Source organism: Bradyrhizobium sp. USDA 4532, assembly GCF_024171315.1.
Classification (GTDB): Bacteria; Pseudomonadota; Alphaproteobacteria; order Rhizobiales; family Xanthobacteraceae; genus Bradyrhizobium; species Bradyrhizobium australafricanum.
Genome location: NZ_JALJZN010000001.1, coordinates 3,861,433 through 3,880,678 on the forward strand (window position 1 = coordinate 3,861,433; position 19,246 = coordinate 3,880,678).

The window sequence follows — 19,246 nt, forward strand, 5'->3', positions numbered from 1 at the left end:
GATACACGTTAAATTCATTGTTGCGGCAGCTGGAGGAGGTCGTTGTACTGACCGGCAAGCGCGGCCTCCGCACACTGCCGAAATAACGGCGACACCCTAAAGGCCTACCGAGCCCTCGCCGGCGTCTGGACAAAAATATCGGCGTGAGCGTATTCCGCAGCTGAGCCGAAGGGGTGCACCTACCACCTTGATGTTCCCCAGTCGTCGTGGTGCGGCTGCCTGCGTTGGTTGGGTAGAGAATGCTGCTGGTGATGTTGCCGGCCAGACAAAGCGTTTCCGGTCGCAAATTTGGCAAGTTGTTTCCTTCGCTGTTCCTCGCGCCGCGAATACATCACCGCAGCCTCTCAGCTAACTGAGCAAACGTCATGCCATGGTCGCACGCAGATAAGAGATGAATTTGTGACTGTCTCAGCTGGCTAGCGAGCGGAAATCAGCAGGGCAGTGAAGCCAATCTGACAAACTGCTAAGTTCAAGCGAACAATTGTCCTTGATGCGCTGCGCGCTGCCCGAGATGGCCAGATACAGCGCGTTGAGAGCTGCAAAGGCCAGGTGGCCTCACCGCGGACGAGATCAGACGTCGATCAGCGACGCGATCGTCGCTGCGCGCTTAGGGAGGCGGCATGAGCCGACCGCTGCCCTCTGCGAAATCAGCTGCCGCCCTGGCATGCAGCCTCGCCGAATCGAACACCGGCAATTGTGTATGTTCGGGACCGATGAGAAGACCAATCTCCGTGCAGCCGAGGATGAGCGCGTCGGCGCCCCGGGCGCGACCTCGCGCAATGATGTCGATGACTTCCTGGCGCGAGTGATCAGAAACCGTGCCGCAGCACAGCTCATCGAAAATGACATCGTGGATCCGGCTCCGCTCGTGCTCCGCCGGTATGACCGGCGAAAGGTCGAACCGCTGCCGCAGGCGATCACAATAGAACGGCTGCTCCATCGTATAGCGCGTCCCAAGCAAGAGTGGTCGCTTGACGAAAGCGGCGAGCAGAGCCGCCGCGGTCACATCGACGATGTGAATGAGCGGCACACTCAGCTCGGCAGCAACAATGTCGGCAATCACATGCATCGTATTGGTGCAGATCAGGATGCAGCTGGCGCCTGCATCGACCAACTGCCGGGCGATCCTCGCCAGATAAGCAGCGGCTTGCCTCCATTCTCCCGCCTTCTGAAGGGCGACGATATCGCCGAAGTCAACAGAGCGAAGCAAGATGTCTGCCGAGGCGAGACCGCCGCGGCGCTGACGGACGATTTCATTGATTTCCTTGTAATAGATGACCGTGCTTTCCCAGCTCATTCCCCCGATCAGCCCGATGGTTCGCTGCACTTTACGATCTCCACTTGATACGAAGGCGACACAGGCGTGCCGCGCCTTCGGCTGGCAAATCTCGGCGTTGTTTCTTGCAATCTCTCTGGAAAGTGCAAATCAAAGGCCTTATCTCTGCGATGGCAAAACTCTTCTCACCCGAGCTGCGAAGCCGGCTGAAAGGGCATGCCGTCGCCCGAAAGATTCTGGACAAGTTGCAGCTCGACGCAACGACTCCCGTGACGACGCATGCCGGATCGAGCGATCTTTCGGTGTCCGCCTGTTGGCGGCGCGTCAAGCACCGTGGAGGACGACGGTCTGATCGGCGCGTCGCCCTGGTTGACCGACGCAAAATCAACGTAGCGATGACTGTGTTCATGGGTGTCCGCCGTCGCGCCACTCGATGGCTGGCTTGAGGATTTCCGGTGGGCCCTTGCAGATATTCCGGAAATCCTCGAAGCCTCTCGCTTAACCGGCGAAACCGATTATCTGCTCCGCCTCGCGGTGCCGGCCCTAGAGGTCTATGATGCAGTTTACAAGAAGCTGATCGCCTGCCTCGACTTTGCTGACGTCAGCTCGTTCACCAGCATGAAGAGCTGAGGTTTACCGTCGACCTATGCTTAGGGTGCGGCTCCCGGTGGCTCGGGGGAAAGCCGCCTGGATGCGTATGTGTATTCCAGAGCCAGCCGGCGCGCATGTTCGATGAGATTGGCCGGGGCGCTGTGCCCCCCATCGAGGTTCTCAAAGTAAAAATAAGGTTGGCCAAGCGCAGCAAGCTTTGCGGCGGCCTTGCGGCCGTGCGCTGGATGGACGCGGTCGTCCTTGGTGGAGGTGAAAATAAAAGGCTCCGGGTAGCTCCTGCCCGGTACCAGCTTTTGATAGGGCGAGTAGCCCTCGATCCACTCTCGTTGTTCGGGAATGGCCGGGTCGCCATACTCGGCGGTCCAGGACGCGCCGGCGCCCAAGTGGGTGAATCGAAGCATGTCGAACAACGGCACCTGTATGATCGCCGCGTTGAAAAGGTCGGGGCGTTGGGTCATTGCGGCGCCGACCAGCAGGCCCCCTTGACTGCTGCCGATCACGCCGAGCCGGCGCGGACTTGTGACTTTCCGGCGGATCAGATCGTCGGCGACCGCGATGAAATCATCCCATGTCTTTTGCTTCGTTGCCCCCTGGCCAGCCTGGTGCCATGGTGGACCGAACTCGCCGCCCCCGCGCAGGTTGGCAACAACATACGCATTCCCCTGTTCGAGCCATAGCCGACCTACAGTTCCTGCGTAGGAAGGGAGAAGCGGAACCTGAAACCCGCCATAACCATAGAGCAGCGTCGGGGTTGACCCGTCGAATCTTGCGCTCCTTGGTCGCACCAGGAAGTACGGAATCCGCGTACCATCGCGCGAAGTTGCCTTGAACTGCTCGACGACATGCTTCGATGCGTCGAACGCCGCAGGTGCTGTCTTCAAGAGCTCGAGCCGTTTGCTTTCGGCATCAAAGTACCAAAGCGACGCTGGCGCGAGATAGTCAGAGACGCTAAACATCATCTCGTCCGCTTGCTGGGAAACGGCTGATAGGCTGACGCTCGCATTCTCCGGCAGCGGGATCGGCTTGGCATGCCATCTGCCCCGATCGTACCTGTAGACGAATGCCTTGCTTTGAAAATTGTCCAAAATCGTCAGCACCAGGAAATTCCTGCTGCTACCAAATCCGCGGAGTGCCTGGCGGCAATTGGGCTGGAAAACGACAGATGGTTTGGCCCGCAGCGGATCCTGCTTCCATTCGGCCAAGTCATACGAGATCATTGAGCCGGCCTTGAAGCTGGTCTCGCCGCTGCGCATCCAGTCTTCGTCCAGTTTCACAAGCAGGCGGCCACTCGCGATGCCGACGATCGCCGACTTCTTCGGCAGATCGAGCTCGATCGGCCCCGCGGGCTCGAACAGCACATACTGGCGCTCGAAGCCGTTGATCCGACGGGCGACACCGGTCACATGGATTCGCCCTTCGCCAAGCACCAATGGCACGATTTCGAAGTCGCTGCGCTCGCCACGAAAGACTTCGCGCGCCTGATCGAGCGGCTGAGCGCGCTTGAGTTCCTTCAATACGAAAGCGTAGCCAGCCTCCGTCGTGGTCCCCTCGCCCCAATCACGTGCAACAAGGACAGTGTCGCGATCGAGCCAGCTGACGCTCTGCTTGCCCTCTGGCAGCTCGAATCCACCTGTAACAAAGCTTTTGGCGTCACGATCGAACTCGCGTATGGACACGGCGTCCTTGCCACCATCGGAAAGTTCGACGAGGCAACGGCGTCCAAAGCAGCTGCGCCCCTTGTAGACCCAGTTCTTGTTCTCGGCGGCAGCGAGCGCATCGATGTCCAGGATGGTCTCCCATCGGGGATCCTCGCTGCGATAGCTCTCAAGGGTGGTGCGCCGCCAGATGCCGCGCACATGGCTCTCGTCCTGCCAGAAATTTTCGAGACCTTGTCTTCCCAGCGAAACGTACGGAATCCGGTGTTTTTCCTGGAGGATGGTTAGGGCGTCCCGATAAAAGCGATCATAGCGAGGATCCGACTGCAGCGAGCCGAGCGTCTTTTCGTTCTCGGCCTGCGCCCAGGCCAATGCGCGCGGCCCCTCGGACTCCTCGAGCCAGAGGAACGGATCGTCCGCCGGCGTCGCACCGGACTGCCCGTGGAGCAGCGCGACTGTCACACATATGATCGAGAGCAACCCGGCGCGCAGAACGGACTTTTTCATTGTCTTATCCTCGGACGGGCACGCACAAGGCGAGCCCGCAGGTTCTTGCGACTGGGTCACAGTCGCGAAATTCGTGTTGCGAGCGTGCACGTGCTATGTCGCGCCGCCCGCACCTCGACTGTGCAAGCAGCATGCCGTCTGGAAAACAGCGGTTTCTGACGCGTCGTACCGCATCGCCAGGTCAGCTTCCCGACATTGGGTCTGAAGCTGACAATCAGGCGTGCGCCGGACAAGGTTTCGGCATCAGACAGCCTCGCCTGCCCTTTGAGGCCGCTGGTTCGACCTGGGAAATCGACAGTGCGATATCGCGGCGGGGCCGCTTCTCGCTCGCGTTCGGACAGACGGCGCAAGCTGTTAGCCGCCGGAGTGTTGGCGCGTTTGGGACCCCGCCTTTGCTGAGTTGAACGCGCCATAGTTCGGCCCGCCGCGAAGCGATGCGCTCGCGCCAGTAAGAGGATCTCCTGGAAAATGGAAGCGAGCCCGCCTTTTCGCTCGTCTTATGATCCAGACGCAATTCGTCCTTGAACTGCCATCCCCACGCTCAGCGGTCGCCACGTATGCGCAGGCCGGTGTCCGATATCGCAAAACGCATTCTTGCCTTTAGCGACATGACCCAGCCGCTCGCCTGCCTGTCGACACAACGCTTCGTGACTCCTTTGGCGTCCTAAGATGATCCGACACAGATCCGGGACTTACCAATTTACGCGAATGCCGAGCTTGCCGTCATAGGCGTAGGTTCTGCCTTCGAAGGGCTGCTGGTAGGAGGCGTTAGCGAACAGCGTGGTGAAACTGTTGATCTGGCCACTGATACCGACGTTGAGCTCGCCCCAGCCGCCGCCGAGGCTAGAGCGGAACGGAATGAAGCCGGTGTCGGAGGAGAACTGGGTCAGCGGGTCGCCGCAGAACTCATGCCAGACGTTCGGCCGCAGCCAAGCGGTGATGGTGCGGGCGAAGCCGCCGGCCGGTTCGGCATCCAGCGACCAGGTACGGCCGAACCGCGCGCCGATGCGCCCGGCCAGCGAATCGACGTTGCTAAAGCGGATCTGGGCGACCGCATCCGTCGCTCCGATGCCGTGCAAACTCATCTTCGTGCAGCTCAGATGCGACACAACCTTACGGCGCAATATCGTCTTAATTGTGTAAATATTAAACACATCTACAACTAGTTTTGAGTGTGATTCAGCAGCCACGCATCGTTACAATTATCGCGCGGTTGCGTTCCCGATACGCAAATCTCGAGCCTAACGGCCTAAGCGGCTTGCCACCCCCCTCGAGGTACACGAGACGAGCTTCTTTTGATTCTGCGACCCCATGTCCGTGATCGTGCGGGTTTGAATTCACAACCAAAGGTAGCTATTGAGTGATTGCGGACGGCCAAAAGAGCTAACGTCACCGTTCCAAATGTTCGTGACTTCTAATCAATCTGCATCCGAACCCTTCGTGCCGTTCAGCAGGCGCTTGAGGTAGAAGCTGGCGATGCCCTGGAAAGAACCGCCATGGAGCTGGAGGTCGCCGCGCAAATCCGTGCCTCGGGAGGGCGCGCCTTTCCGCTTTCCCGCGACGGCTGGGCACTGTCAAGCCGAAGTCCCGCGCCCCTCGCGGAACATGCAGGAAGCCCACGAACTGTTCGGAGTTTCCAAACACGCGCTCCAGCGCCTGGTCGCAACCGGGATGGTCGACATCAGGCGTGCGGATGCCGAGCAGTCGCCGGTGTTGATGAACGGTGATGAGATCGCGCCGTTGGCTGCCCTCCACAAGGACGCGATGGATGAGACCGAGCCAAGGCGCCCCCCTTCGGGTGTCGATCGCGAACTTCACGACTCGCTGACCGTGGCGTCGTCGACAGGATTGGAGAGCCAGCAAAATCCATGCCGGACAGCAAGACCGTCCATCGCGCCTCATCCGTGAACACGGTTCTCATGGCCATCGGGAACGCGCACTTCCGGCCGATCCGTCACGTTACCCCGCAAGGTAACGTCATGGAGGCAATTTCCAGATTTGCTTGACGATGCGGCAATATCGCTCTTGCCCGAGGCTATCCACAAGGCAACAAAAGGAAACCGATAATGAGCCCTAAGAAAAAGCTGCCGGCCCATGCCGTGGGCTCCGGCAACATTTTTGCTGATCTCGGCCTGCCCAATGCCGAGGAGCATCAACTGAAGGCGGCCCTTGTAGTCCAATTGAAACGTCTAATGGCGGACCGGGAAATGACCCAGATCGAAGCCGCAAAGCTTGTGGATATGAAGCAGCCCGACTTGTCCAAGCTGCTCCGGGGGCATTTCAAGCTGGTTTCAGTGGAAAAGCTGCTGCGCATGCTCACGGCGTTCGACCAGGACGTTGAAATAACGGTTAAGCCACATCGCAAGCGCGGCGAAGTCGGCCGGATCACGCTTATCCCGGCTTAGAGCGGCTCAAAGGGAGGGGTCATGACATTCAATGCGACGGCGGCCAAATCCGCCCATGAATTCCACTCTCCACTGCCCGAACTGCAACCACGAGATTCAGCTGACTGAATCGCTCGCAGCTCCATCTCGAAGATGGCGGTTTCAAGATTCACCATGGTCTTCCCCGCCAGCCGAAACCGACGAGCCAATTCCCGTACGACGACATTCTGTATACGCAGCCATTCGTAGATCAGCGCCTGGAGTCGAACGCGTCCCTCCTTCCGATCAAGCCCAAGCAGCAGGTCCCTGCGTTGCCGTCTTCAGTCAGACCGATGAGCTGATATCGATGGGTTCAGGCGCCTCCTGTCATGCATTTCCCCTATGGGTGGCCAACGGGAGAAGCGTTCGACGCCGCGCTTTCGAGAGGGCTACTGCCCCGCAATGGAAAGATGCTCCGCCGGCCAAGGCACGCGTCTCCCGTTGGCTAGCCGTCTCGATATTAAAGGGGCACCTCCATTCAGCTCGACGGAACAGAGTGGGTCGATCGCTTGAAATTGGGACGGGTCACTACGCCACTGTGCAACTTCATCCCGCGCCTCATAATCGAAAATGCGATTGTGCGACGGCTGACAAAGCAAGTTCTCAGTTGAGATCCTCCGGCGTGATATCGCGAGCACCGTGCAGCACTCGCACGATCTCAACGCCGTTGGGAAACGCTTCGTAGAAGAGTACGTAGTTGCCGACCGGAAAGCTCCGAATGCTCATACCCAACTCGGGCCGCTGTCGGCCCGCCAGTGGATTCTCGGCAAGCATCTGAAAGACGTTGCCGATACGATCGAGCACGCGGTCTGCAGCGGCGATATTGTCTGATGCGATGAAGAGCCAAATCTCGTCCAGGTCGGTCTCGGCCTGGGGCCGCCTGGTGAGATTACCCGCCATGCTTCCCGGCTTTCAGCCGTTCACGTCCTCGGGCCTTAATTTGTTCGACCAGTTCCCCGGGCTCAAACGGTTCGGCCGGACCGCTTTCAAGGCCTTCCTGTAAGGCAGCACGCAATGCTTCAAGCTTCGCCTTGCGACGCTCCTCGCGTTCTTCAACAAGGCGCAGTCCCTCCCGCATCACTTCGCTAGCGGTTGCATAGCGACCGCTGTCGACGAGATCCTTGATGAAGCGCTCGTAGTGCTTGCCGACAGTATAACTCGTGGCCATACGCACCTCCTTGCCTCATAATATATTACTTTATGCTATAGCTCGCAAGAGGTTCCTGAATACCGCGCCTCGGTTCTCCAGCCACGTGGGGGCTATAGAAGGACGGGGGCAAACGAAATCTCTTGGCCCAGCCCGTCCGAGGCGCATTTTGCTAGCGCCCACCAACTTCGTGTGGGAGGCATGAACAACGATCGAGGGGATCAGCCCGCAATGCGCTGAGCACGGGCCCACTGTTCTGCGGCGGAAGGCAGCGCCGGGGAGCAACGTTGTGAGGCCAGAGCGTTCAGATCGATGCGGTGGCATACCAATGATGCCGGGCTCTCAGCTCCTCGACGAGCCGCCGGACTTGTCGCGGGGCGCCTTGAGATCGGCGGTCAGCTGCGAGGATCAGCACAAGCGCAGCACCGAGAAAGATCCCGGCCCGGTGACTCGTAGCGCCATCTCTCAATTTTAGGGCGGGAAAATGGGTGACCTCCGTGCCGGCTGGTCAGCGCGATCTTGAGCTGATTTCTCTGGCTGACCAACGCGCCGTTCGTAATTGGCGGCCAGCTGCAACAAGCGCACCTTGATGAACGGGTCAGCTTGCTCGGCAAGTTCCCGCACGGTCCGCGCCCTCTCTCTACAAAACTCGTCGTCCATGACATCCTACCAGAAATTGTCTCGCTGATAATGCCAGTTGAGAAGCGGGACTGCATATGACCGAGGTTACACTGCAAGATATTTTCCCCCAGTCCCAGCCCTTGGAAGCAAGCGCTCGCCTCATTTAGCAACAAGGGGCGGCGTGTCCTTGCCCTTTCCGCCAGACGACTTTGCACGGGCAGGTCGTGTTCGGCGGAACGACCACTGTGAACCGCTCAGAAAGCGGCGAGGAGATCGGCCTTCAATGCTCCGCTCCGCTCCTCTCCTCTGAGGCCTCCGGGTCCAGCACAGTGACAGGAGCCAAATCCGTCCTGACATTATTGAGCAACGGATCACGCGCAGGGCTTTCTCCATCCGGATGGCATTTTTGCCCAGTTAAGTGCCGCGCGCCCCGCCCCCGGTGCGGGTGACAGTTAAGGCAACCGCCCCGTCGCTGTTTTTCGCTTCTGGTCGTAGATTGGGAAGGGCCGATCTGTCGCGCTACGCATTGCCCTTCAAAACGCGGGCTTTTCGGCTGGGGCGTCAAGAATTCCCAAAGCGTATTCGCAACGCTCGTCAATGGCCCCGGATCGACCGCGACCTGCTTGGTGAACGCGGCCCATAGATCTTTCTTGCCGGCGTCCTCGGTGAAGCTGGTCGTCAGTCAATCAGGGCGCGCGGTCGGAATCTCGGTGTTGCGGCGTTCGAACGTGGCCTGAATGGCGCGCGCCAATGCGTCACCCTCAAACTTGTAGGAGCGGATCAGCACCCAGACGCCATAGAAGTCCTTCATGCGGCTATTCGCTAGGCCAAGCGCGACCATGGCCTGGAATTTCTCCGCGACGACGGTTTCGCGCGGGTAAGAACGCAGCTTTGGCGCCGGAAAATCCAGCAGTACCGGCAAGTCGATTTCCTGCACGCCGGGCTCGACAGCGTCGCCGAACGCAATGTCGATCACGACGCGAACGCGCGCGTTGTCGACCGTGGCATTGCCCTTGATCCGGACACCGCCGTATTCGGTTTCGTCGCGGATGGGATCGACGGTGAAGCTGGCCGGGTCGAAGATGACGCCGTCGGTCGCATTGATCGCGGCGATCTCCTCGAAGATGGCCAACAGCGCATCAGGATCGGAGTTGCCCGGCCAAGAAGGTCGAGGTCACGCGTTGCCCGAAATTGGTTGTCGACCCAGGTCGAAAGCAGCATCGCGCCCTTGAGAATGAAGCGTTCGCGGTACTCGGTCGAGCCGAGGCGATAAAGAAGCCGCTCTAGCATCATAATTGCATGATTCTTCAATAAAAAACCGTGCAACCAGTCGATTTTTGATCTATATTCGAGGCATGACAAAGCTCGACGAATTGAAGCGCCACTTGAAGCCGGGCCACGCATACCGGCGCGCCGATCTCGCGCGTTGGTCGACATCTGTCGATCGGCATCTCAGGGAGCTGGTTGAGAGCGGCACCCTCAGGAAGCTCGCCGGCGGCCTCTACATGCATCCGAAGGAAACGGCCTTTGGACCGGCACCGGCGGCCGACAAGGATGTGGTGAGTGCGTTCCTGAAGGACGATACGTTTCTGCTGGCGTCGCCGAACGCCTACAACAGTCTGGGCGTGGGCACGACGCAGCTCTATGACAAGACCGTGGTCTACAATCACAAGCGGCACGGCGAATTCCAGCTCGGCAACCGCAAGTTCGCGTTCCGTGTGAAGCCGCGCTTTCCAAGATCACTGACGAAGGAATTCCTGCTCGTCGATCTTGTCAACAACGTCGATCAGCTCGCCGAGGCCAAGGACGAAGTTCTCAAGCGTGTGGCGGAGCGTGCTGCCCAATCCGATCAGAAGCGCTTGCGTCGTGCGGTGCGCGATTACGGAAGCGAGCGCGCCAAGAAATTCTTTGAGCGCGCGCTGAGAGCGAGCGAATCGCATGCCGCGTGACTTTCTCCACAATCACCCGCAGTTTGCTGATCTGATCCGGATTGTGGCGGACGAGAAGAACATTGATCCGGCTCTGGTCGAGAAAGACTACTGGATCATGCATTGCCTTTATGGACTTGACGAGCTTGGCTTCATATTCCAGCTCAAAGGCGGCACATCACTCTCCAAAGGTCACAAGATCATCAGCCGGTTTTCGGAAGACATCGATATTCTGATTCAGCCGTTCCCCGGCCAGGATGTGAAAACGGGCAAAAACCAGAACAAACCGGCTCATATCAAGTCACGCAAGGACTTCTACGATTGGCTGACTGGCGAGATCAAGATTGACGGCATCTCAAACGTCGAGCGCGATACCGAGTTCGATGATCTGCCGAACTATCGCAGCGCTGGCATCAAACTGAACTACACGACGGTCGTCGAGGCTATGGAAGGCTCGCGGGAGGGCGTCCTGCTTGAGGTCGGCTTCGACACGGTGGCGCCGAACGCGCCAAAAGACATCAGCTCGTGGCTCTACGATCGGGCTGTTGCAAGCAATGTGGACGTCATCGACGACCGCGCCATGGAGGTGCCTTGCTATGACGCCGGTTATACCTTCGTGGAAAAGCTGCAGACGGTCTCAACGAAATTCCGCAAGCAGCAGGCGGACGGTAGCGATCCGGTTGGGTTCATGCGTCACTACTACGATGTCCATGAGTTGCTGAAACAGCCTGACGTTCAGAAATTCATCGGTACGGAAGCCTACAAGGCTCACAAGCAGGTACGCTTTAGGCAGGGTGATAATCAGAACATCGCAGAGAACCAGGCCTTCATCCTGAGCGACGCGGAGACACGCGCGCTGTACGCTGACGCTTACAAGCGCAGCAGCGCGCTCTATTACGCTGGTAAGCCGACTTTTGAGCAAATACTGGCAGATATCGCGAAGTGGGCGAACAAGCTGTAGAGGCAAGAAACAACCCACTCAATGTTGCGGCAAGGCTCCGCCTTCGAGCATTCTCCTACACGGATTGGCTGTTTCGAAAGTCGCGATTGCGAAGGACGGCAATATGAAGTTCTGGACGAGATCGCAACGCTGGGCCTGATCAAGAAACAAATGCGGCGCGGCCGGACAGCGCGGCTTCAGCTGCCGATGGCTCGTCGTTTGCTGAAGCTACCGCAAAGTTTGCTACACGCCAAGGAAGTCAACGCCGTTATGCTCGTAGTCGTTTACGTCGATAGTAGTGCTGCTCGAACGCGGTCGCCACATGCTCGGCCAGCTTGTCAAGGCTGAACCCCGTCCGCAATCCTCGACTCACTTGATTGCGCTACAGAATACGTCAAGCATTGCGATACGCTGCTGGCATTGCCTCAAGCTGAAGAGAATATTTCCGGGAACAAGGCCAGCACGATCTTTCCTGACACGCTTTGGCGATCGTCTTGCGCCACTGTGCGTGCTTTCACGATCTTGTTGCGAACACTCTCGATTTCAAGGAGAGCGTCCCCGTTGGTCAGTCGGGCGAAGGTCCGAATGAGGCGCACATAGCGCTGTCGTCGCTCGACATTGAGGAAGGAGTTCAGCACCTCGACAAGATTCTGCTGCCGCGATCCGACCGGCCGACCGTCGACCAGGGAAAGTAAGCAGTTGATCAATGCATCCACATCGAGCGCGTGCAGCTCGTTGACGTCGCTCCGCGGAATCGCCACTTTGGCGACGAGTTCGCCAAACAGGATCTCACGCTCTTTCCGTTTCGCACCTCTTTCTCCGAGCGCGCCGCGCCAGCGCGACAGAAAGTCATGATGCCAAGACGGCCTCGACGGGACCGCGTTTGCGCGCCCTCCCTCGATCCAATTGAGGTCGGAAATCGCGACCAATTTCGAGCGCCATGCGTCTTCATCCAGCCAGAACGCGCGCAAGATTACTTCTCGCCGCTGTCTGGAGAGGGCTATCGTTTCATCGTCAATTGAGAACAGGTTCTTGTCGTGGGAGTAGAAAATGTCCTCAAACGAACTGAGTAATCGGCCGCTCGTGGGTGGCTCAAAATTCCATGTGAGCCAAATCAAACGAATGGACGCGTTCTCATAGAAATCTTCGCGTTGCACGATGATGGGGATTTGCGTGGTTGCAAGTTGAACCTCCACGACGAGTGGCATGCCATCATAGATCGCGCGTACGTCCGGCCGCCGTCGTCCATTCTCCAGGATGAGATACTGATCGACAACGACGCTTCCTGCGGTCGTGCTCGGATCGTTGGTCAATAACTCACCGACGATATGTTTGATTTTAGCATGCAGCGGGCTTTCCTGCGCTCCGTCAAATTGCTGCGCGCTAACGATATCGACGCTGGCCGGCGTCCCCGTCCACCAGGGACAAAGTTGTGGGGCACCCGGGTGGTGTTTCCAGTAGGGCTGGCCGGTCCGGCCTTCGCGCGGAGCATAGACGGCATGTCCGCATTTCGCGCAGACGAAACGCGCTTTCCTGTCGAGCCGCGCGCGCGTCGCCGCGCGACGGAGAACCTGATAATCGTCCTTGCTCATCGCTATGAGCGCATCACTCGTGATGCTGTGCATCGATGCAAGGTCAACCACTCTCTTGAGAGTCCTTCGGAGAATCACCTCGACCATCTACCGAATCTCCCTTTCTCCGACGTGATCAATGAGCATTTGCGGGATCGCGTGCTATGGAAAATCGCTTGGCGTCTCACGGAAGTCCGAGCCGACGGCATGACCGACGGCGGGGCGAAGCCGCAACTCGCGGCGCCACCGATTGTCAGCCTGGCATGGCGGCCGTCAGGTGTCCGCACCGGAAAGAATGGGTTCTTCGCCGAAGGGGCGATTAATGATCGATAGCGCGTCGGGCGCGGTGAAGACGCGGTTGCGCGCATAGCCGGTACGCTCGTTCAAGATTTTATGCTCGACCAGTTGTTCTACCGCTTGCGAGGCTGCAGGCACCGTAATGCTGAGAAGCGAGGCCAGACGCTTGACGGTCAGCACCGGATAGTGCGGCAGAACATCGAGTGCGCGCAGGCTGGCTGAACCCTGGCGAAACTTCCGCCGCTTCCGCCATAGATCGCCAAGAGCAGACAAGGCGTCGCGGGTCTTCAGGAGCTCATCTGTGGTGCCGACAATCGCGTCCGCCATGAAGCCGACCGCTTCGTGCCATTCGAGGCGCTGCTGAGCCGCCTTGAGCGATTCGTAGTAAGCTGTCTTGTGGGCTTCAATATACGGTGACAGGTAAATCGGCATCATGCCTTCAGCGGCCATCATCAATGGCAACAGCAGACGGCCAACGCGGCCATTGCCATCACGAAACGGGTGGACTGCCTCGAAATGTGCATGCGCAACCGCCATTCGCACGATGAAGCTCTGGTACATCGCCTGCATGCCCTCGCAGCGCATGTACTTCATCGTGTCCTCAAGACACGCGGCAATGTCCGACGGCGGCGTCGGATTGTAGGTCGAGTAAGCAATATCGCCTCTGCCGCCGATCCAGACCACAACCTGGCGAAGATCGCCGGGCTTGTCTTTGTATTCGGCGTCGCCGCGCATGACGGCGCGATGCAGATCCTGCACCAAACCGCTTGTAAAGATTTCCAGTTTCTCTTGTCTGGCCCGCGGCACGAAGTCATCGAGCGCGAGCGCGTAGTCACGCACCTGAACTAGCGCCTCGCTCAGCTGGGAATCTTCGCTTTCTTCACCGGACAGCAATTCGTCAAGCGTGCTGTTGGTGCCTTCGATCGCCGAGCTGCTGACAGCTTCCCGCCGTGGCAAGATGCGGCTGATCAGATACGGGTCCTTTAGTTCGGCCGCGAGCGTCTCGATGCGCACCAAGGCTGTATCCGCCGCCCTGAGCCGGGCAAGGATCGACCCCACGGCAGCGCCGTCCTCAGGCGGGGGCAGCGGAACCACGCCATAATGCGCCGCATAGGGCGCCGGTAGCCGCTTCAATCGTTCCCGCACGGCGTGAGTGAGATGATCGCGGTTCAACGGAAACCTTTCGCAGAGGAGCTAAGTCCAGATCCATAATAAATGTTATTTATATATACTTCAATAAAATGGCCGACGCAGGATCCTACGTAAGGCTTGCCGAGTTCCTTTTCTAAGGAAGGGCCTCGGCGAGGCGCAAAAAATTATTGGGGTTTGGGGTGTGAGCCGCCGCATGTGATGGATCGGCCTTGAGCCTCGGCTTCGATCCTGGCGCGCCGACACGATCGACGGCCATACTTCGACGACCATCGAAAAATAACGCGGGTGTGCGCGTGTGTGGGTGGCCGCGCCCACCACTCAGGCGGCTTCAGACTCTTGCGCGAGCGCGCGCTCCACGGCCGTCCGGATCACGATCGATAATCGTCAGATAGGCGCGCGCGGTCTGATCGGGAGCATATCGCACTTGCTCCCAATCTCGCAGGCTGGCGAGCTTTACAGAGAAGCGCAGGGCAAACTCCTCTTGCGTCAGTCCGACCTTCTTTCGAATTGCCTTCACATCGATCGTTGCCGGCACGAACGTCTTGTAAGTCGCCGGATCGGCCTCGCCGCGCGCGATCGCGCGGCCCTCCTTCGCCGACTGGATCAGCCGCTTACCAAGGGTGGTCATCGTTATCCCTCCAGACACACTTCATCACACCGAACACTCAAAACCCAACTACACACTCAATGACCTGAGATTGAAGCAACCTTGATCGCTACTCCTTTTCGATAGTCATCCGCATATCCCTCAAGTTCTTTCTTGAGGGCGTTCCGCTCCGCCTTGCTCAAATTTGCCGCCTCTCTGGCGGTCAGGAGCGGATGACCGGGCGGCGGGGCATGATGCCTTGCCCATCGCTTAGAGCGATCCTGATCGCGTTTCAAGGGGTGGCGCGACAGGATTGACGATGTCGCTGATGATGTTGGTGTCGAGAAGATAACGCGTCACAGATCGGCCTTACGCCCTTCTTCACGGGGGCGCGTCAGGTCGAGATCGGCACCAACGAGCGGCGAGCGACGCAACCCACTCAAGATGCCACCGGGCTTCGGTGGCTCGCCAGAAAAGGTCTGTTGCGCCGCGCGTCGGAGATGCCCGGCTTCCGTCTGTCTGTTTCCGCTTGGACAAAGTCCCGCGCGGCCTTCTGTGCGGAATCATATGAGTTTGTCGCGGCAAGCCGTGTTGCCATCGTCGATAGGCCTGGCAGCCGTCGGATACACTGACGGGATTTCGCGGCAGGTTGACATGTCGAACGAAATCGAATCGGTCGTCGCCAAGTATTTTGGCGATGCCCGCAACGAGATGTGAGCCTGTCAGGAACCAGTCATCGGCAACGCCGTCGGAACATGTGCCTAGGTTGCGGTCTTGCCTGATGTCGTGGGTCGCTTGGGTGTCGAATGCTGATCGAGACGGTGGCGACTACCACGCGCAGCACGGCCGACGCTTGGCAGATCACAAGCATCACCGCCAAAGGTCCGTGCTGATCGAGTCCGGCCGGGGCCCTTAGCGCTGGATCGCGCGGCGGGGCAAGCGCGTTAGTCCGCAAGGCGCTTGCGATTGTTCTGATATTGTGTCCGACCATCTCGATGTAGCTGGGAGCATTGCCATTCTCGTAGGTCAGGCTAACGGCGTTGACTTCCTTGGCGTGTAGCAAACTTTGCGGTAGCTTCAGCAAACGACGAGCCATCGGCAGCTGAAAGGGCAGCAGTATCTCCCACCTTCTCGATCGTTTTGCGCGGAAGCAACAATTCACGTCCCATCTTCCGTCACGCCACCACGTGGTCCAATCCAGAAGCAAACAATCGGCGCTTCCCTCGGATTGGTCGGCCAGCTTTCAAAAACCCAGAAGCTGAGCCCGTACTCGCGCATCACCTTCTTCTCTTCTCTGTCGACATTCGTGCTGAGAGGCTCGTCATCGGCGGCAAAATATAGTTCTAGTCGCCGCACCAGTTCTGGCTCGGATATCAAAACGTCCAGAATGCGAGAATTCGGCGGTCCTCTCCAAGGGAGGCGTTCGCGGGTCTTTTCCGCGTTCAGCAAATCGTTTTCTGTGATTGGTCGCCCGCGAAACCGTTCGTCGAACATCGTTCGAATTGAGGCCAAGCCGTCGGCATCGGTGATCAGCATTCGCCTCTATCGTAGTAGTGACGCATGAACCCAACCGGATACGGCGCCCGGAGCCCCGGCTGCAACCGTGGCCACATCGCGCCTGATCAATCTGGTGCGCCTGCTTGCTCGGCAGACGAGCCATTCATTCCCAGAGGCGGACACAATCTTTCCAGTCACCTACCAAGCCTATCAATTGATCAACAAGACAGACACATGGCATGCATCCGCGTCCGTGAACCCCTCAAGAACATTGACCTCGATTTGGGTCGAGAAGAATGAAAGGGCTGCTCCTGGGCACGATAGTCATCATCTTGCTGGTCGCAGCTGTCGCCGATCTGGCCGCGCGGCTCTGCCAGCGAAGCGGTTCAGACATCGGTATCAATCGCGGCGGTGGCCGTCGATGCTGGGAGTACGTCAACGACGGAGATGTGGTCCGTGCGCAGCCTCCTGCCCTGACGTATCCTGGTGCGACAGGAGGCCCGCTCGGCGGTGAAATCGGCTTCCGCTGGCAGATCGCGAACTCGGTGTTCGGCATCGCGGTGAAAGGCAACTGCGCCAATCCCGAAGACTGTAACGCTAAACTCGTTCTGCCGGGCCTTCAGGATGAAAGCCAGATTGTTACAGGCGGCCCGGTTAAGGACCCGTTCGGTTACACCTGGAATGAGGTGCTTGTGCACGTAACAGGCGCTACTACAGTCGCCCGCAATAAATATCGGCTGCGCGAGCTTGCGACTCCGCTGCTCCTCGTCAACGGCAGCGAGGGCCAACGGGGCGGTGCAGCAGGGGTGGACGTAAAGCTTCTTTTTCTGCCCACTAGGCCGTCAGCGCTGGGTACGATTGCGTGTTCATGGACCCTCCGATCATTGGCTTTTGCTCAACCGGAATCGCAGGCTTTTCAAACGGGCGCCGCAGGAACTGCCCGCATTGGGCAGGACATCAACATCGGATTGGTCCACGTGAACTAACGCATGGATGTCGCGGACGTCCTTGATCTTCGCTTTGGTGTGAATCTCTGTCGAGCGACGAGAGTAACTGATGTCCAGAATTTTGGCTGTTGGGACAGCTTTGCCACCGTTTCGTTTCTCTCAGACCGACGTCAAGGCATTGGCGGGTCACCACTTCGTATCCAGAATGGAGACGCTGAAGAGATATCTTACAGTATTCGATCATGCGTTAGTCGATCAGCGCTTCTTTTGTGTTGAGCCCGAATGGCTTCTCAGCGAGCATCGCATAAGTGAGACCAACCAGATATACTTGGATTGGGCGAAGGAGCTCGCGTGCAAAGCGACGGTGCTCTGTCTCGACCGGGCTGGGGTTAAGCCCGAGCAAGTCGATCGGGTTTTGTTCGTCTCCACGACAGGGATAGCGACCCCTAGTCTCGACGTGGACCTGATCTTCAAGGTCGGGTTGCGACCAGATGTGGGACGGACGCCGATTTTTGGCCTCGGATGCGCTGGGGGAGCATCAGGAGTTAGTTTAGCAGGAGCCCTTTGCCGGGCAACCAACGAACGCATTCTCCTCGTTGCTGTGGAGCTGACTTCCCTTACATTCCAACCGAATGATCTCACGCCAAAGAACGTTGTCGCCTCGAGCCTCTTTGGAGATGGCGCTGCCGCGTTATTAATCGGGCCAGCTGAAAACGGTTCTGGCAAGCTGGATATCGTGAGAAGTACGAGTTTGCTTCACCCGGACTCGACTTCTCTAATGGGCTGGCATTTTGGAGACTCCGGATTTGAGGTCGTGGTCTCCGAGCGCATTCCGTCAATGATTAGCGAATTGATGCCGAGCGCAATGCGATCGTTGCTCGCGGAGGATGGCATCCTTCCTAGCCAGGTGAAGAGCTTTATCTTTCATCCCGGCGGGAGAAAAGTATTGGAAGTTTGTGAGCGGGGCCTCGGCAGGTCCTCTGAGATCTTCTTTTCCAGCTATGAGACACTTCGACTTCATGGAAATATGTCCAGCGCAACTGTGCTATTCGTGCTGGAACACGTGCTGGCGCATGAGGAGCAAGCGCCTGGATCATTCGGTATCTTAGGCGCCTTCGGGCCAGGCTTCTCAGCCGAACTGACGCTACTGAAGTGGGCTGACACAGAAGCAGAACAGCCAAAGCCCGCCCACCTCGAGCTGTCGGGAAACCAATTGAAGCGGGTCGCCTGGTCGTGATCGGCATCACCAAACTGTTCGCCGGGTGCTGTCGAGCGCTCGCGTGCCCGAGATCTGCCGCTGGTCAGCTCTGTTCCACGGCACCCAGCAGCGTCCGCAAGACCGCTTACAGTTACAGCATCGCTCCGGAACCGATCTTGACTGCCCTCTCTTAGACAACCTCAGACGGCGAGTTGATCAATTTGGAGTCTCGTCACGGTTAAGGCGCTCATGCATTGCCCTGCTGGCCTTGAAGACCGGAAAGCGCTTTTGCTCGACTTGCACGTACTCGCCCGTTTGTGGATTACGGCCTAGGCGAGCCCGCCGATGGCTGACCGAAAATACTCCGAATCCCCTCAACTCAACGCGGTCACCGCGCGCGAGCCCCTCGACGATCTCATCGATGATTGCGTTCACAATATTGTTGACGACGCTCTGATAAAGATGCGGGTAGCTGTCGGCGATACGTTGAACGAGTGCGGACTTGATCATTGACACCGCTGTTGCCATTTGGGAAGCGGCCATTTGCTCGAAAGCGTTGGCAACTGTCAAGATACCCCTATGCCGGCACTGAGCAAGGCATGTCATCGCGCGACGAAGAACCAGCGTTTGCTAGCTGCCTCGCAGGTGAGCGCGACATGTCCTCGACTTACGCCTGATCGGCACACGAACCTTCAATGCCGCCGCCGAGAGATCCATAACGTTGCACGGCGGCGGCACGCCTGTTGCAACGACCCCACTATCGGCTGCTCAAGCTCAAATCATTTGCCAAAAACGCGGTCTGTCTTTGTGTTGGTCGAATGGAATGCGAGCACCGACCGGTCAGGTGTCCGAGGCGACACGGAACGAGCCTCGGCGTCGATGGCAGCTG

20 protein-coding genes and 1 pseudogene are annotated in these 19,246 nt (G+C 58.5%); 7 read left to right on the forward strand and 14 right to left on the reverse strand.

All coding sequences use genetic code 11. From position 1 onward, the window contains the following. Positions 1 to 607 precede the first annotated feature (607 nt). Positions 608 to 1,327 (reverse strand): aspartate/glutamate racemase family protein, encoded by a 720-nt coding sequence (locus J2R76_RS17960; RefSeq protein ID WP_309143540.1) that lies wholly within the window; start codon positions 1,325 to 1,327, stop codon positions 608 to 610. A 360-nt stretch (positions 1,328 to 1,687) separates the two neighbouring features. On the opposite strand from J2R76_RS17960, the gene J2R76_RS17965 reads away from it, so the two are divergent. Then, complete coding sequence (locus J2R76_RS17965; protein ID WP_253624402.1) at positions 1,688 to 1,906, forward strand: Lrp/AsnC ligand binding domain-containing protein; 219 nt, start codon at positions 1,688 to 1,690, stop codon at positions 1,904 to 1,906. 20 nt (positions 1,907 to 1,926) lie between these two features. Here J2R76_RS17965 and J2R76_RS17970 read toward each other — a convergent pair whose 3' ends face one another. Together J2R76_RS17970 and J2R76_RS17975 are read right to left on the reverse strand one after the other, a co-directional pair. After that, a complete protein-coding gene (locus J2R76_RS17970; protein ID WP_253624403.1) occupies positions 1,927 to 4,050 on the reverse strand; it encodes a prolyl oligopeptidase family protein in 2,124 nt (707 codons plus the stop codon). Positions 4,051 to 4,742: 692 nt separating this feature from the next. Continuing rightward, positions 4,743 to 5,135: an autotransporter domain-containing protein gene (locus tag J2R76_RS17975; protein WP_253624404.1), complete on the reverse strand. Its 393-nt coding sequence runs from the start codon at positions 5,133 to 5,135 to the stop codon at positions 4,743 to 4,745. Between the two features lie 520 nt (positions 5,136 to 5,655). Here J2R76_RS17975 and J2R76_RS17980 point away from each other — a divergent pair. Together J2R76_RS17980 and J2R76_RS17985 are read left to right on the forward strand one after the other, a co-directional pair. Then, the gene (locus J2R76_RS17980; RefSeq protein WP_253624405.1) at positions 5,656 to 5,958 is read left to right on the forward strand and encodes a hypothetical protein; all 303 of its coding nucleotides are present in this window, start codon (positions 5,656 to 5,658) and stop codon (positions 5,956 to 5,958) included. 158 nt (positions 5,959 to 6,116) lie between these two features. After that, positions 6,117 to 6,455 (forward strand): helix-turn-helix domain-containing protein, encoded by a 339-nt coding sequence (locus J2R76_RS17985; protein WP_253624406.1) that lies wholly within the window; start codon positions 6,117 to 6,119, stop codon positions 6,453 to 6,455. Here the strand turns inward: J2R76_RS17985 and J2R76_RS17990 are convergent. From J2R76_RS17990 to J2R76_RS40825, 6 genes and pseudogenes are all read right to left on the reverse strand, one after another. Then, positions 6,452 to 6,610: a hypothetical protein gene (locus J2R76_RS17990; RefSeq protein ID WP_253624407.1), complete on the reverse strand. Its 159-nt coding sequence runs from the start codon at positions 6,608 to 6,610 to the stop codon at positions 6,452 to 6,454. The two genes, J2R76_RS17985 and J2R76_RS17990, sit on opposite strands and share 4 nt — an antisense overlap. A gap of 466 nt (positions 6,611 to 7,076) precedes the next feature. Next, positions 7,077 to 7,373, reverse strand: coding sequence for a type II toxin-antitoxin system RelE/ParE family toxin (locus J2R76_RS17995; protein ID WP_253624408.1), 297 nt, complete (start codon positions 7,371 to 7,373; stop codon positions 7,077 to 7,079). Next, positions 7,363 to 7,641, reverse strand: coding sequence for a type II toxin-antitoxin system ParD family antitoxin (locus J2R76_RS18000; protein WP_253624409.1), 279 nt, complete (start codon positions 7,639 to 7,641; stop codon positions 7,363 to 7,365). The genes J2R76_RS17995 and J2R76_RS18000 overlap by 11 nt, the downstream gene beginning before the upstream one ends. 450 nt (positions 7,642 to 8,091) lie before the next feature. After that, on the reverse strand, positions 8,092 to 8,280 hold the full coding sequence (locus J2R76_RS18005) for a hypothetical protein (protein ID WP_253624410.1): 189 nt from the start codon (positions 8,278 to 8,280) through the stop codon (positions 8,092 to 8,094). Between the two features lie 643 nt (positions 8,281 to 8,923). Continuing rightward, on the reverse strand, positions 8,924 to 9,373 hold the full coding sequence (locus J2R76_RS18010) for a nucleotidyl transferase AbiEii/AbiGii toxin family protein (RefSeq protein WP_253624411.1): 450 nt from the start codon (positions 9,371 to 9,373) through the stop codon (positions 8,924 to 8,926). A gap of 83 nt (positions 9,374 to 9,456) precedes the next feature. Next, positions 9,457 to 9,678 (reverse strand): annotated as a pseudogene (locus J2R76_RS40825) (hypothetical protein); the annotation flags it as partial. On the opposite strand from J2R76_RS40825, the gene J2R76_RS18015 reads away from it, so the two are divergent. Both J2R76_RS18015 and J2R76_RS18020 read left to right on the forward strand, forming a co-directional pair. Beyond that, the gene (locus J2R76_RS18015; protein WP_253624412.1) at positions 9,597 to 10,190 is read left to right on the forward strand and encodes a hypothetical protein; all 594 of its coding nucleotides are present in this window, start codon (positions 9,597 to 9,599) and stop codon (positions 10,188 to 10,190) included. The pseudogene J2R76_RS40825 and the gene J2R76_RS18015 sit on opposite strands and share 82 nt — an antisense overlap. Then, a complete protein-coding gene (locus J2R76_RS18020) occupies positions 10,180 to 11,130 on the forward strand; it encodes a nucleotidyl transferase AbiEii/AbiGii toxin family protein (RefSeq protein ID WP_253624413.1) in 951 nt (316 codons plus the stop codon). The genes J2R76_RS18015 and J2R76_RS18020 overlap by 11 nt, the downstream gene beginning before the upstream one ends. A 404-nt stretch (positions 11,131 to 11,534) precedes the next feature. Here J2R76_RS18020 and J2R76_RS18025 read toward each other — a convergent pair whose 3' ends face one another. The 4 genes from J2R76_RS18025 to J2R76_RS18040 all read right to left on the reverse strand — a co-directional run bounded on the left by J2R76_RS18025 (position 11,535) and on the right by J2R76_RS18040 (position 16,251). Then, on the reverse strand, positions 11,535 to 12,788 hold the full coding sequence (locus tag J2R76_RS18025; protein ID WP_253624414.1) for a DUF6035 family protein: 1,254 nt from the start codon (positions 12,786 to 12,788) through the stop codon (positions 11,535 to 11,537). A 165-nt stretch (positions 12,789 to 12,953) separates the two neighbouring features. Continuing rightward, a complete protein-coding gene (locus tag J2R76_RS18030) occupies positions 12,954 to 14,150 on the reverse strand; it encodes a Fic family protein (protein ID WP_253624415.1) in 1,197 nt (398 codons plus the stop codon). A 307-nt stretch (positions 14,151 to 14,457) separates the two neighbouring features. Continuing rightward, positions 14,458 to 14,757 (reverse strand): DNA-binding transcriptional regulator, encoded by a 300-nt coding sequence (locus tag J2R76_RS18035; RefSeq protein ID WP_253624416.1) that lies wholly within the window; start codon positions 14,755 to 14,757, stop codon positions 14,458 to 14,460. A 1,116-nt stretch (positions 14,758 to 15,873) separates the two neighbouring features. Further along, on the reverse strand, positions 15,874 to 16,251 hold the full coding sequence (locus J2R76_RS18040; RefSeq protein ID WP_253624417.1) for a hypothetical protein: 378 nt from the start codon (positions 16,249 to 16,251) through the stop codon (positions 15,874 to 15,876). Positions 16,252 to 16,508: 257 nt separating this feature from the next. Between J2R76_RS18040 and J2R76_RS18045 the strand changes: the two genes are divergently transcribed. Together J2R76_RS18045 and J2R76_RS18050 are read left to right on the forward strand one after the other, a co-directional pair. Further along, a complete protein-coding gene (locus J2R76_RS18045; RefSeq protein WP_253624418.1) occupies positions 16,509 to 17,198 on the forward strand; it encodes a porin family protein in 690 nt (229 codons plus the stop codon). A 70-nt stretch (positions 17,199 to 17,268) separates the two neighbouring features. Further along, entirely contained in the window at positions 17,269 to 18,396 is a 1,128-nt protein-coding gene (locus J2R76_RS18050; RefSeq protein WP_253624419.1) for a type III polyketide synthase, read from the forward strand. A 177-nt stretch (positions 18,397 to 18,573) separates the two neighbouring features. Here the strand turns inward: J2R76_RS18050 and J2R76_RS18055 are convergent, their stop codons facing one another. Next, entirely contained in the window at positions 18,574 to 18,867 is a 294-nt protein-coding gene (locus J2R76_RS18055) for an integration host factor subunit beta (protein WP_253626027.1), read from the reverse strand. Between the last annotated feature and the right edge of the window lie 379 nt (positions 18,868 to 19,246).